This window comes from Nocardia sp. NPDC004604 (assembly GCF_040609795.1).
GTDB lineage: Bacteria > Actinomycetota > Actinomycetes > Mycobacteriales > Mycobacteriaceae > Nocardia.
Genome location: NZ_JBEXLC010000113.1, coordinates 17,199 through 29,253, shown reverse-complemented (window position 1 = coordinate 29,253; position 12,055 = coordinate 17,199). Strand labels below are relative to the sequence as shown.

Here is a 12,055-nt window from a genome sequence, read left to right as displayed (position 1 = left end):
CTCGGCCGCGGGTCAGGTAGTGCCGATTCGCCATCGGCACGGCTGCGCGGCCGAGTTGCTCGGCGGTGCCGTCGGCGATGACGGCACCGGCCGCATGGTTACACCAATTCGGGTACGCGCAGGTGGGCGAGTGCCAATTCGAACTCGCCGATGTCGGTCACCTGCATGCCGGCTTGCCCAGCGATTCGGTCCCGCATGGCGGTCGCCTGGTCGCGGTTGCGTTCCATCGCATCGGCGTTGTCGAAGGTGACAGACGAAACGCCCCGCCCGGATGCCCGGTCGACCAGCAGACTGGCGCTGCAGAACCCCTCGAGGCCTTCCATTGCGGGTAGGGCTTGGGACTTGTAGGTGTCGATCGCCGAGTCGGCCCGAGCCGGGTCCATCTTGCTCCAGACCACGCGGGCGCATGCGCCCTCGCGGGAGCGGTGGTCCCGATGCAAGGCGGCAATCTCCCACTGTTCGATCAGTGCGCCGCCGCGGAACGTCTCAGCGGCACGATCCCGAATCGAGCGAACGCGCTCCGCGCTATTGCGCATCGCGTCCTCGGTTTCCCACGCGGTCGTCGCGATGCACCGGCCGGACTTCCGGTCGACCAGCAGCGACAGCCCGATACAGCCGGGTATGTCTTCCAGAGCCGGCAATGTTACGTCGCGAACATGCGCAATCCCGGCATCGATAGCGGAGGGTTGCGCCTGAATAGTGGTAGAACGTGCGTACACGATCCACCCCCTCGGGGTGTTCAGGGCAGCGCCCCGATGGCGCCACCGGTAAGTTCACACTGCTCCGCCATTCCCGCAATGGCAATAGCGGATGGCCTCCCAGCACACTCTCCGCAACTTACCGCGATCGACAGCGGGGCGCGTATTTTCGTACTGTAGAACATATGAGCGAACAGGAGTTGGTCGGCCGATCCGGCTTACCTGCGGGGGTGCGGGAGTTTCGGGGCGACTTCGAAGGGCATATCACCGTGCGGGCCGGGGCAACGGGGGTGGATGCGCTCGAAAGGTATGCGGGGCAGCGGAATATAAAGTTCACCCATATCGTGCTGGCGCGGGGGCGGGTATGTGATCAGCCCATGGTGACGGTACGGCGGTCCGGAACGCTTGCGGCGGTACGGGATTCGGTATCCGAACTGGTCGAGGACATGCGCGGCGCCGGATTCGCCGTTGTGCGGGTGAAGCTGGAGGCGTCACCATGGGCTGATGGGGTGCCCGAAACCGATACCGCAGCAAGGGAACTGGGCGATGGGTACTACTTCGAGCATCACATCAAGCTGGTGCTCGACGCCGAGGACGATCTTGCTCGACTGTCCGCGATAGCCGTGGCGCACCAGGCGCATCTGTCGGCGAATGCGCGGCGGGTGCGGGCGGACGGACGGCTCGAACGGTTTGTCACGCAGCGGTGCCGGTCGGTGGGGAACCGGGGTGCCGAGTCGCGGTTCGACGCGTTGTTGACGGCGCTGGCCGACTACGAAGTGCGCTCGGCCGAGCGGGAATTCGTGGTGTTCGACACGGCCGAATCGATCGATGACGGATGGATCGTCGAGGAAGTGGCGGCGTCGTGAGCTGGTCGCACTTCACCGACGCCGAGGATTCCGCCTGCTGGGTCGCCGCCCGCCGCGAAGCGATCGATCACGTGCTGGCGGCCATCGCCGCCTCGGAGTGGTCATCGCGGTTGGTATTGCGCGGCAGTCTGCTGATGAAAACCTGGTTCGGCGCATGGGCGCGGGAACCGGGCGATCTGGATTTCGTCGTGCGGGTCGAGCTATGGCGGATCGGCGAACCGTCGTTCTTGGAGATGTTCGCGGACCTCGCGCGTGATGTGGCAGCACGCTCCCGCGAGCCGGGCAGTCGGGTATGGATCGACGCCAGAGTCGTCGAAGTCACGGGCCTCGGCGACAAATACATCTTCGGCGAGGGGGGCGGCGAGCGGCTGGTGCTGTCTTGGCAGGGGCGTGGACAGGTGGGCACCCTGCAACTCGATTTCGCCTACGACGAGAAGTTGTTCGAGCCACCGGAACGGACCGAGATTCCACGGCTCGCCAGTCCCGGTCCCCCGGCCGCGCTGTGGGCGGTGAGCAGGCCTTTGGCGTTGGCGTGGAAGGCCATGTGGCTGGCTGTGGATCACCACGGTGGCTTCGGTGCGCGCGCCAAGGATCTCTATGACGCGGTGCTGCTCGCCGAGCACTGCGTGCTGCCGTGGCAATTGTTCGAGCAGGTGCTCGGCACACAGCCGTATCGCTGGTTCACGGCGCGGCGCCCGCCGCTGCGCATGTTTCTCGCGGCGGCCAATGGCGTCGAGTGGCGCGAATTCGCCGAGCAGCACCCGCATTTGGCTCATGCGCACGAGGAACTCGTCTGGCGGTTCGTGGCCGGGCTCATCCCGACATTGCCGTACGAGACGCGGGCGCTGTACCGCACGCTGCTCACCGACCGCGCGGTGGAGGTATCCGAACTGCGCGCCGTGCTGGCTTCTGGTGGGTTGCCCGCGGTTGCCGAACGGGTCGCCGAATCCGGCTGGTCGACCCTCGAACAGGTGGTGCTGGTCCGCAAACTGCTCGGCCGCGCCGAATGCTCGCTGCATCAGGCGGCTGGCCTGGTGGCGGCGATGCGGCGCGGGCTGGTGCGATCGGCGAGCGACTATCGCGGACTCGGCGATCCGCATCGAATCGCGACGGCTCTGGCTCCTTACGTCTGATCCCGCGCATCGTCCCGACCGGAACGACGGTCGGTGGACGATGGGCGAGATCTGTTCGCGCGCGACGATTCGGCACCCCACCTTGGCCAGCGCGAGCCCGGGGAAGTCGACCCGGAAGTCGCCGTCGGCCGGGAGGGCGAGGATATTGCTCCACCGCCGGACCGGGGACGCCCGCTCGCCGGGCCGCACGCCGACGTCGATGATCCGGCTATGCCGCTCGTGCACTCCGCGCACGCGAAAGCCGTAGCGAATAAGCCTATTTCGTGGCTGCCGCCAGTTCGATCAGGCGGGCGCGGATGACATCGGGGCGCTCGTCGGCGACGAAATGTCCACAGCCGGTGACGGGTTCGAAGGTGTAGTCGTCGGCATTGGCGGTATCGGCGGCGGCGAGGGATGGGTGGACGGCGACGTCCTCGACGCCGAAGACCGCGCGGATCGGGATGGTGATGCGGCGGCGTTCCGGATTGCGTGCGGCATCGGGGACTTCGCGCAGCCAGAAGGTTCGGTAGGTGTCGGTGGCGGCGCGGGCGCAGACCGGATCGCGGAAGCGGTCGGCGAAGAGGCGCACCGCCTCGCGGTCGAAGGCGCCGTGGTCGGTGATCGCGGCGCCGATGAGTCGTTCGAGGAACTTGGTGCGCTGTTGTAACGGCACACCCACGGTGGCGACCAGGGGTTGATAGGTGAGGAAGCGCCAGAGGTGGCGCAATACCGTCGGTACCGGAACCCATGGATGCGCCATATTCAGCACGAGGTAGCCGTCGAAGCGCTCGGGTTCGCGCAGCACCATGCGATATCCGACGTAACCGCCCCAGTCGTGGCCGACCAGCAGCACGCGGCCCAGGCCGAGCGCATCGAGGAGTGCGAGCACATCGGAGGCGACATCCTCCTTCGCCCACCGATGCGGTGCGGGGCCGGACCAGCCATAGCCCGGCAGATCGGGCGCGATGATCCGGAGCCCATCGGGTGGGTCGGCGAGCAGATGCCGGTAGGCGTAATGGTGCTCCGGCCAGCCGTGCAAGAGCACGACCGGCCGACCGTCGACCGGTCCGGCCTCGGTGACGTGGAATCGGACATCGCGGGCGGTGATGAACGACCGGCGCACACCGGGGATGACTGGCGGTTCGGAGACAGCGGTACCGTCGGTAACGGGCATATGGTCACCATAGTTCGCCCGGGGTCTGCCGAACACCTTCCGTGGGCGGATCCGAACGACCTGCTGTGGGCGGACAGCGAACCGTACGCGCCGCTGGACCACGATCAGCCGGAGGATCACACTGGAGGTGTGTTCCAGCGGATCGTGGTGGGATACGACGACTCGCCCGGCGCCCGCGAGGCTCTTCGACTGGCGCTCGAGTTGGCCGCCGAGCATAGATCCGCGCTCACCGTCGTCGCCGTGGAGGAACATCGGCCGCTGTATCGGCCGGTGATCGGTGAGATCGAGGAGGAGCGCTCGGTCGAGGAGGAGACCAGCCGCCGCTGGCTGGCCGCGGCCGCCGCGACGGCAGCCGAACGCGGCATTGCCATCGAAGCCGAGATCCGCGCCGGACACTCCGCCCGCGAACTCGCCATCGCCGCAACGCATCACGTGGCGGATCTACTCGTCCTGGGCCGCAGCGGCCATTCGGCGATCTGGGGTCGCTTCATCGGAACGACCGCCGAGAAGGCCGCCCGACACGCCGATTGCTCGGTGCTGATCGCTCAGACCGGGCATGCGCCGAAGTGAGTCGCTGCACGGCGCGCGGTTCGCCGCCGGGATCAGGCCGTGAACGGTAGATTGCCGCCATGGCACTGCCCCGGGAATTCCTCGATATCGCTGAGCGGGTGAACAACTGGGGGCGGTGGGGCGATGACGACGAGATCGGCACACTCAATCTCATAACCGATGAGGTCGTCCGGAATGCCGCTGCCACGGTGCGCACCGGGCGCCGGGTCTCGTTGGCGGTTCCATTGCAGCAGCACGGAATTCAGACCGGACTGATACCGGGACGGGTCAATCCACTGCATTCGATGATCGCGCTGAACTGGGAGATGTTCGGACCGGGACTGGTCGCCACCAGCGACGACGTGGTGACAATGGGACTGCAGGCCGCCACCCACTGGGATGCGCTGACCCATATCTCGCATTCCGGCCGGATCTACAACGGACGTCCGGCCGACACCATCACCGCGCACGGCGGCGCCGCCTTCAGCGGTATCGATAAGGCCCGCCATATCGTCTCGCGCGGTGTCCTGCTCGATATCGCGGCCGCCCATGGCGTCGATCGTCTCCCCGGCGACCACGCCGTCGGGCCCGAGGACCTGCTGGCCGCCGAGGAATTGGCGCGCACCCGGGTCCGTGCCGGGGATGTGGTGCTGGTGCGGACCGGCCAGATGCGGTTGTATCTAGCGGGCGACAAACAGGGGTATGCCGTTCCCGCACCAGGACTTTCGGTGCGCAGTCCGGAATGGTTCCACGCCCGCGATGTCGCGGCCGTCGCGAACGACACCCTGACCTTCGAGATCTTCCCGCCGGAGCTCGCGGACGGGTGGCTCGCGGTGCACGCACTGCACCTGGTCGAGATGGGCATGCTGCAGGGGCAGAACTGGAATCTCGAGGAGCTGTCGCGGATCTGCGCGGCCGAGGGGCGCTACGAATTCCTGCTCAGCGCAATGCCCGAGCCGTTCGTCGGCGCCACCGGAACGCCGGTCGCACCGGTCGCGATCTTCTGACCAACGGTGCGGACCCGCACCACCGGGACACGCCGAACCAGCTCGGCGACTGAAAACCAGGTGAATCGAGGGCTATCGACGAGGTAGGAATTGCTCATGCCGTCTGACTTCGCCCCGGGTTTGTTCGCAGGACAGGATCTCGCAGCGCGCGTCGAGCATGCCGAACGCACCCTGATCGAGGAAGGTGCACGCGCGGCCGCGCGCCGGAATCCGCAAGAGCGAGTGCTGCTGCACCCCATCGGCAGTGGCGTCGCGGTATGGGCGGGTGCGGGATCGCCGCTCGACAAGGTCGTCGCCGTCGGAATGGACGGTGCGTTCGACGACGCCGAGCTCGATGCCGTCGAACAGGCCTTCGCCGAGCGCGACGCACCGGTGCAGTTCGAGGTGTCGACCCTCGCCGACCCCGCCGTCGTCGAATGCCTGACCCGCCGCGGCTATGTGCTGTTCGGCTTCGAGAATGTCCTCGGTTTGCGACTCGACCCAGGCCGGAAGGCGCAGCTGGCCGATGGCGTGGAGATCCGCGATGTCGGCCACGAGGAATTCGATACCTGGGTGAATGTCGTTGTGGACGGCTTCGCCACGCCGGATACCCAGGGTGTCGCCTCGCACGAGGAGTTCCCGCGCGAGGCGATCGAGCGCGCCGAGCGGGACCTCACCGCGACAACCGGTTTCGTCGGTTCACTGGCCTGGATCGGCGGCGTGCCCGTCGGAGGCGCGAGCCTTCGCCTCAGCGACGGCATTGCCCAACTGTGCGGTGCGGCGACCCTGCCCGAATTCCGCCGACGTGGTGTACAGGGCTCACTGCTGTCGATGCGCCTCGCCGCCGCGGCGGTCGCGGGCTGTGACCTCGCGGTGGTGACCACACTGCCCGGTTCGAAGTCACAGCAGAACGTGCAGAAGCTGGGCTTCCAACTGCTCTATCCGCGCGCCATCCTGGTCCGCTAGTACCGGCCGAAGGCGAGCGCGACATTGTGCCCGCCGAATCCGAACGAATTGTTGATCGCGTACTCGATCTCCTGGTGGCGCGCCTCACCGTGCACCACATCGAGATCGATCTCGGGATCGAGGTTGTCCAGGTTCAGCGTCGGCGGCACGACGCCGTCGCGGATGCTGAGCACGGTGAGGATCGATTCGAGTGCGCCCACCGCGCCGATGGAATGTCCCAGCGCGGATTTCGGCGCGTAGACCGAGGCGTGGTTGCCGACGGCCTTGTTGATGGCGCGCGCCTCGGCGACATCGCCGATCGGTGTCGCGGTGGCGTGCGCGTTGATGTGGGTGATGTCCTTCGGCGTCAGGCCCGCGGTCTGCATCGCCCGTGTCATCGCGCGGGCGGCGCCATCGCCATCCGGTGCCGGAGCCACCAAATGGTAGCCATCGGAGGTGATTCCGGCGCCGAGCAGCCGCGCGTGGATGGTCGCGCCGCGCGCCTTGGCGTGCTCCTCGGTTTCCAGGACCATCAGCGCACCGGCCTCGCCGAAGACGAAGCCGTCGCGATCCTTGTCGAACGGACGGGAGGCGCCCTTCGGGTCATCGTTGCGTGTGCTCATGGCGCGCATCATGGTGAATGCCGCGATCGGCAGGACGTCGATGTAGCCCTCGACGCCGCCGGTGACGACCATATCGGCGTCACCCATCGCGATCATGCGCCACGCGTTGGCAATCGCCTCCGAACCGGACGAGCACGCCGAGACCGGGGTGATCACTCCGGCCCTGGCCTTCAGTTCCAGACCGACGACGGCCGACGGGCCATTGGGCATGATCATCTGCACGGCCAGCGGCGAAATCTTGCGATAGCCGCCGTTCTTCAACTTGCTGTTCGCATCGGTGATCGCATCCGCGCCACCGATGCCGGTGCCGATCGCCACCGCGAGTCGGTAGGGATCCACCTCCGGACTGCCCGCATTTCGCCATACCTCACGTCCGAGGACGGTCGCGAGCTGTTCGACATAGGCCATGCGGCGCTGCTCGACGCGGGTCAGCAGGGTCTCCGGCCGCACCTTCAGGTGACCGCCGATGCGCACCGGAAGTTCGTACTCCTCGATGAACGGATCGTCCAGCTCCTCGATTCCGCTCTCGCCGTTGAGGAGTCCCTTCCACGTGGCATCGACATCGCCAGCGATCGAGGTGGTCGCCGCGAGGCTGGTCACGACAACGTTCGGAAAACGTCCATCGGCGGCAAAGAGGTTACGCACGAGCGTCACTCCTGATTTCTCTTCCGGTAACTCTGTTTCGGTGTCCTGACGAGTGCCTTATGCGAAGCGAACAGGCGTACAACCGGTCCGCCGCAACCCGACATCATTGTCGGACGGTATCGTCGTAGGCGGTTCCCGGTGCTGAGCAGGGTGTCGAAACACATTGCTGAGCAGGTGTTTTCGCCGGACATCGTTTCGGGAAGAGCTTACCGGCGCGGTTTGATCACGGTATGCCCGTATTTACGAACCTTCGGCCCGGCTCTTGTGGGAACCCTCCAAAGTTGCCGAAACGGGACGCATCCGTGGCCGGATCGGGCGTAGTCTGCCGGTCCGCTGACGAGCGCGCGCTGGCCGATTCGGTCGCCATTACCCGGGTGGATGTGCAATCTTGTTATTGCACAACGGCATTGAAAGGGCTGGGGCCCGGCAAGTTTTGAAGGTCGCCCGAGCGGCACCGGCAAAGGGGTGTGGCGAGATCATGGTGTCGTCGAACGCAGCTGAGTCCAACGGCAATACCGCCGCGTTCCGAACCGGCATGCGCCGAAGCCGGAACCGTTCGGCCGATCCGCTATGGCCGGGCATGATCCCGCCCGGACCGGCGCCACGGGTCCTACCCGGGCCGCGCCCACCACGCCGGAAACGCCGCCCGCGGCATCGGCCCTGGCTGGTCGGTAGCGCGGCATTCTTCGGGACGCTGGCCGCGGTGGCGCTGGTGCTGGTGTACACGGCCGAGGCGAGCAATACCCGGCAGTCGACCGCGACGATCACCGATCCGGTGCTCGGCGGCGGCCCGAACTGTGAACCGACCCGCACGGAACAACTGGTGCGCGGTAATGGCACCGGTTCGACCAAATCGGGTCCGGATGTGATTCTCGCCTTCCAATACGCCTACTACGTAACCCGATCCGGCTCCGACGCCCGATCCCTGACCAGCCCGGACGCCGGGGTGTCCGCGATCCAGTTGATCGATGCCGGAATCAAATCCGTTCCGCTCGGCACCCAGCACTGCGTCCTGATCACGCCGATGGTCGACGGTCGATTCGATGTCGTGATCACCGAGGTCCGGCCCGATTCGACGGTGCGCACCTACCGGCAGTTCGTGAGTGTCGCATTCCGCGAGGGCATCACCGTCATCACCAAGATCACGCCGCCGTCCTGATCCAGGTGCGGTTCGCCCCGGTTCTCCGCGCAGGATCAGCTGCTGGCGGGCAGGCCAGCGGCGGTCGCCGCGGCGGTCAGCACCGATTCGAGCATCTCGGGCGTGAGTCGGCCGGTGAAGGTGTTCTGCTGGCTGACGTGGTAGCAGCCGAACAGGTGCAGCGGTGCGCGACCGGCGGCGCTCGGCGCGAACACGACGTGGGCGCCGTGTCCGAATTTGGGACGCGGGCGCGGCACGGTCCAGCCCGATGACGCGAGTGCGGGAAGCAGTGCCTGCCAGCCGAACGCACCGAGTACCACCACCGCCCGCAATGTCGGTGCGAGCAGCCCCAGTTCGGTTTCCAGCCAGTGCCTGCAGCGGTCGCGTTCGTCGGGGGTGGGCTTATTGTCCGGCGGCGCGCAGTGCACCGGTGCGGTGACGCGCGCACCGATGAGCCGCAGCCCGTCATCGCGGTGCACCGCCGTCGGCTGATTGGTCAGCCCGACGTTGTACATGGCGGCGTAGAGGAAATCCCCACTGCGGTCGCCGGTGAACATCCGGCCGGTCCGGTTGCCGCCGTGTGCGGCCGGGGCCAGGCCGACCACGAGTAACCGAGCGTCATCCGGGCCATAGCCGGGAACCGCCCTGCCCCAGTAGGTCTCGTCGCGGTAGGCCGCGCGCTTCTCCCTGGCCGCCCGCTCCCGCCAGGCGACCAGCCGCGGACAGGCGAAGCAGTCCGCGACCGCGGCGTCTAGTTCGGCGATGGTCTCGCACATGATGGGTATTCGATCACACAGTGCGGCCGGTCATTTGGGTGACAGCGTGCCGCTGAGATGGTCGTATGCGACGTGCGCATGGAGCCGAACCCCGGTGACCAGTGGCCCGTCATCGGCATAGAAGTGCGGATTGTGGTTCATCGCCATACCCCGGCCACCGGGAACGGCGACCGGCATGCCGGTTTTCGGGTCCAGTTCGGAATCCTGCACGCCGAGCGTCACATAGAGACCACCGAACTTGTTGACGAACTCGGCGACGTCGTCATAGCCCAGCGTCGGAAGGGTCGGGGTGACCTTATCGGCCCCGGCGACGCGCCGGAATGTCGGCAGCCCCGCCTCGATCCACTCCTCGGTGTTGTGCACGGCGGGCACATCCTGGAGGTATTCGACCGCCGCCGAACAGTTGTAGGCCTGCGCCGAATGCGTGGCGAGGGTGTCGAGGCGCTTCTGGATATCGCCCATATCGGTCTCGACGGCGCAGCGGATGGTGCCCCACAGCGTGACGGTCTGCCCGATGATATTGAACCGGCCCACATCCTGCACGTGGCCGATGGTGACGGTGCACGGGTCGAATGCGCTGATCTGCCGGTAGAGCTGGCCGATGCCGGTGATGACGGCGCCGGCGGCGGGCATCGGGTCGACGCCCATCCACGGTGTCGACCCGTGCACCTGGTGCCCGGTGATGGTGATCTTCACCAGGCAGGAGGCGCCGAACTGGTTGCCGATCCGGTATCCGATGTAGCCCTTGGGATATGGCGTGACGTGGAAGCCGAATGCCATGGTCGGCGCCGGATCGTCCAGTGCGCCTTCGGCGAGCATCTGCTTGGCGCCGCCCTGCTCGTCCACCGGCGGCCCCTCCTCGGCGGGTTGGAAGACGAACAGCACCGTTCCGGGTAGCCGATCGCGCACGCCGGTCAGTACCGAGGCCGCGCCCATCAGCATCGCGGTATGGCAGTCGTGGCCGCAGGCGTGCGAGACCGGGTACGGTCCGCCGGGATAGTCGTTGTCCACCACCTTCGATGCGAAATCGACACCGCACAGATCGGGTACCGGCAGTGCGTCGATATCGGCGCGCAGCGCGATCGTCCGGTCGCCGCCCGCGCCGCCGCGCAACACGCCGACGATGCCGTGTCCGGCGATGCCGGTGCGCACCTCGTCCAGGCCGAGCGAGCGTAGGTGGTCGGCGATGAGTGCGGCGGTATTCGACTCCCGGTTGGACAGCTCGGGATGCCGGTGCAGGTGGTGCCGCCACTGGATGACCTGATCAGCCAGTTCCGCCGCGCGCCTGTCCAATTCGTCGTAGATCGCGTCCGCATTCATCTGAACTCCGTTCGTTGTGTTGGGCAGCCACACGCGCAGCGATGGACGAAACGGTCATGTCCACTATGCATCGATAGCCGATCGTTTGCGTACAGGTCGTGCGACCAGTTCCACGGCCGTGCGCGGTGGGTAGGGACCCGGACATGTGAGCCTGGCCACCGTGGGCGAGTTGATAGCATGGCCTTTCTGGCCGACCGGATGCGGGCAACGCCCCCGGATTCACCTCGAAAGAGTCTTTTCATGCAGTTTGAAATCGTCGAGCGAGACGAGACGTGGGTTGCCGGACTACCGGTGCGCAGCCCGAAACGTGCGCTCGGGGAACTGCGTGACCACGATCTAGAGGCCGCGTGGGCGGCGGTACTGCATCAGGAACTCGGCGGCCCGCTGGCCAGCGCCTACACCGACTACAGCGGTGAACTCGGCACCTATAACACCCAGATCGTCGGCTATGAGTGCGCGGCCTTCGGCGATGTCACCCGTGGTCACCTGGTGGCCCGGCTGCCGCGCGGCACCTATGCCCGCTTCTCCTCGGTCGGTAACTTTCCGCAGGTGATGACCGACCTGTGGACGCAGATCGCCTATGCCGAAGAGCACAACCAGATCAAACGCACCTATAGCGGTGACTTCGAGTGTTATCCGCACGCGTACAAGATCGATCTCTACCTGGCGGTCGATGCGCGGTGAGTGAGCGCAGCGAACCGACCATGGCACAGGGCATCTCGCGGCGGAGCGGCAGCGAGGCGCGGCCATGACCTATGCGATCGTGGTGCGCCGCGAGGCCATCTACGGCGGCCTGGTGGTGCCGCGGGTACGTCCGAGCTTCAAGGTCAGCAATAGCGATCTGATCGAATTCCTGAAGGATCGGCTGCGCGACCGCGCGGGCGCCGACCAGCCGATGTATACGGTGTATGTACCGGATCCGGCCGGGAACTACAACGCTGTTGTTTGTTTCGAGTACTCGGATCCGAGTGCGGTTCCGGTCGGTGACGTACTGGTCAAGGTACCCAAGGGTGTCTACGCTCGGTTCGAGCCGAACGGGGATTATCACGATCCGGTCGAGGATGTTTGGGCCCAGGTCGACGATGCGACCGCCTCCGCCGAGATCACTCGGGCCTACCGTGAAGAGATCGAGATCTGGCGTGGGCCGGAGTCGGTCGAACTGTTCATCTCCATCCTGGTTTGAGTTTGCCAAACGTTAGCTCTGTCAGTACCGACTGGTCTCT

The 12,055-nt window shown here is 66.4% G+C and carries 13 protein-coding genes; 8 read left to right on the top strand and 5 right to left on the bottom strand.

Annotated features, from left to right (window positions below):
* Positions 1-98: 98 nt before the first annotated feature.
* Positions 99-719, bottom strand: a complete 621-nt coding sequence (locus tag ABZW16_RS31870) for an antibiotic biosynthesis monooxygenase (protein WP_354959797.1) — start codon at positions 717-719, stop codon at positions 99-101.
* Positions 720-883: 164 nt separating this feature from the next.
* Between ABZW16_RS31870 and ABZW16_RS31865 the strand changes: the two genes are divergently transcribed.
* Positions 884-1,564 (top strand): hypothetical protein, encoded by a 681-nt coding sequence (locus tag ABZW16_RS31865; protein WP_354959796.1) that lies wholly within the window; start codon positions 884-886, stop codon positions 1,562-1,564.
* The gene (locus ABZW16_RS31860) at positions 1,561-2,697 is read left to right on the top strand and encodes a nucleotidyl transferase AbiEii/AbiGii toxin family protein (protein ID WP_354959795.1); all 1,137 of its coding nucleotides are present in this window, start codon (positions 1,561-1,563) and stop codon (positions 2,695-2,697) included. Before ABZW16_RS31865 ends, ABZW16_RS31860 begins: the two co-directional genes overlap by 4 nt.
* Before the next feature lie 256 nt (positions 2,698-2,953).
* Here the strand turns inward: ABZW16_RS31860 and ABZW16_RS31855 are convergent, their stop codons facing one another.
* Entirely contained in the window at positions 2,954-3,850 is an 897-nt protein-coding gene (locus ABZW16_RS31855) for an alpha/beta hydrolase (protein ID WP_354959794.1), read from the bottom strand.
* On the opposite strand from ABZW16_RS31855, the gene ABZW16_RS31850 reads away from it, so the two are divergent.
* The 3 genes from ABZW16_RS31850 (at position 3,851) to ABZW16_RS31840 (ending at position 6,351) form a co-directional block, all read left to right on the top strand.
* Positions 3,851-4,420 (top strand): universal stress protein, encoded by a 570-nt coding sequence (locus ABZW16_RS31850; protein WP_354959793.1) that lies wholly within the window; start codon positions 3,851-3,853, stop codon positions 4,418-4,420. It begins immediately after the preceding gene.
* 59 nt (positions 4,421-4,479) lie between these two features.
* A complete protein-coding gene (locus ABZW16_RS31845) occupies positions 4,480-5,406 on the top strand; it encodes a cyclase family protein (protein ID WP_354959792.1) in 927 nt (308 codons plus the stop codon).
* Positions 5,407-5,502: 96 nt separating this feature from the next.
* A complete protein-coding gene (locus ABZW16_RS31840; RefSeq protein WP_354959791.1) occupies positions 5,503-6,351 on the top strand; it encodes a GNAT family N-acetyltransferase in 849 nt (282 codons plus the stop codon).
* Here the strand turns inward: ABZW16_RS31840 and ABZW16_RS31835 are convergent.
* The gene (locus ABZW16_RS31835; protein WP_354959790.1) at positions 6,348-7,598 is read right to left on the bottom strand and encodes a KasA/KasB family beta-ketoacyl-ACP synthase; all 1,251 of its coding nucleotides are present in this window, start codon (positions 7,596-7,598) and stop codon (positions 6,348-6,350) included. The two genes, ABZW16_RS31840 and ABZW16_RS31835, sit on opposite strands and share 4 nt — an antisense overlap.
* 478 nt (positions 7,599-8,076) lie before the next feature.
* Here ABZW16_RS31835 and ABZW16_RS31830 point away from each other — a divergent pair, with 478 nt between their 5' ends.
* Positions 8,077-8,757: a hypothetical protein gene (locus tag ABZW16_RS31830; RefSeq protein WP_354959789.1), complete on the top strand. Its 681-nt coding sequence runs from the start codon at positions 8,077-8,079 to the stop codon at positions 8,755-8,757.
* A gap of 35 nt (positions 8,758-8,792) precedes the next feature.
* On the opposite strand, the gene ABZW16_RS31825 is transcribed toward ABZW16_RS31830, so the two are convergent.
* The gene (locus tag ABZW16_RS31825; protein WP_354959788.1) at positions 8,793-9,512 is read right to left on the bottom strand and encodes a uracil-DNA glycosylase; all 720 of its coding nucleotides are present in this window, start codon (positions 9,510-9,512) and stop codon (positions 8,793-8,795) included.
* Between the two features lie 30 nt (positions 9,513-9,542).
* Complete coding sequence (locus ABZW16_RS31820; RefSeq protein WP_354959787.1) at positions 9,543-10,832, bottom strand: amidohydrolase; 1,290 nt, start codon at positions 10,830-10,832, stop codon at positions 9,543-9,545.
* 240 nt (positions 10,833-11,072) lie between these two features.
* Here ABZW16_RS31820 and ABZW16_RS31815 point away from each other — a divergent pair, with 240 nt between their 5' ends.
* Together ABZW16_RS31815 and ABZW16_RS31810 are read left to right on the top strand one after the other, a co-directional pair.
* Positions 11,073-11,516 (top strand): GyrI-like domain-containing protein, encoded by a 444-nt coding sequence (locus tag ABZW16_RS31815; protein ID WP_354959786.1) that lies wholly within the window; start codon positions 11,073-11,075, stop codon positions 11,514-11,516.
* 64 nt (positions 11,517-11,580) lie between these two features.
* Positions 11,581-12,015: an effector binding domain-containing protein gene (locus tag ABZW16_RS31810; RefSeq protein WP_354959785.1), complete on the top strand. Its 435-nt coding sequence runs from the start codon at positions 11,581-11,583 to the stop codon at positions 12,013-12,015.
* The last annotated feature ends 40 nt before the right edge of the window (positions 12,016-12,055 follow it).

Coding starts and splice junctions, on each gene's coding strand:
- ABZW16_RS31865 (WP_354959796.1), top strand. CDS start 884: ATGAGCGAACAGGAGTTGGTCGGCCGATCCGGCTTACCTGCGGGGGTG.
- ABZW16_RS31855 (WP_354959794.1), bottom strand. CDS start 3,850: ATGCCCGTTACCGACGGTACCGCTGTCTCCGAACCGCCAGTCATCCCC.
- ABZW16_RS31850 (WP_354959793.1), top strand. CDS start 3,851: ATGGTCACCATAGTTCGCCCGGGGTCTGCCGAACACCTTCCGTGGGCG.
- ABZW16_RS31845 (WP_354959792.1), top strand. CDS start 4,480: ATGGCACTGCCCCGGGAATTCCTCGATATCGCTGAGCGGGTGAACAAC.
- ABZW16_RS31840 (WP_354959791.1), top strand. CDS start 5,503: ATGCCGTCTGACTTCGCCCCGGGTTTGTTCGCAGGACAGGATCTCGCA.
- ABZW16_RS31830 (WP_354959789.1), top strand. CDS start 8,077: ATGGTGTCGTCGAACGCAGCTGAGTCCAACGGCAATACCGCCGCGTTC.
- ABZW16_RS31825 (WP_354959788.1), bottom strand. CDS start 9,512: ATGTGCGAGACCATCGCCGAACTAGACGCCGCGGTCGCGGACTGCTTC.
- ABZW16_RS31820 (WP_354959787.1), bottom strand. CDS start 10,832: ATGAATGCGGACGCGATCTACGACGAATTGGACAGGCGCGCGGCGGAA.
- ABZW16_RS31815 (WP_354959786.1), top strand. CDS start 11,073: ATGCAGTTTGAAATCGTCGAGCGAGACGAGACGTGGGTTGCCGGACTA.
- ABZW16_RS31810 (WP_354959785.1), top strand. CDS start 11,581: ATGACCTATGCGATCGTGGTGCGCCGCGAGGCCATCTACGGCGGCCTG.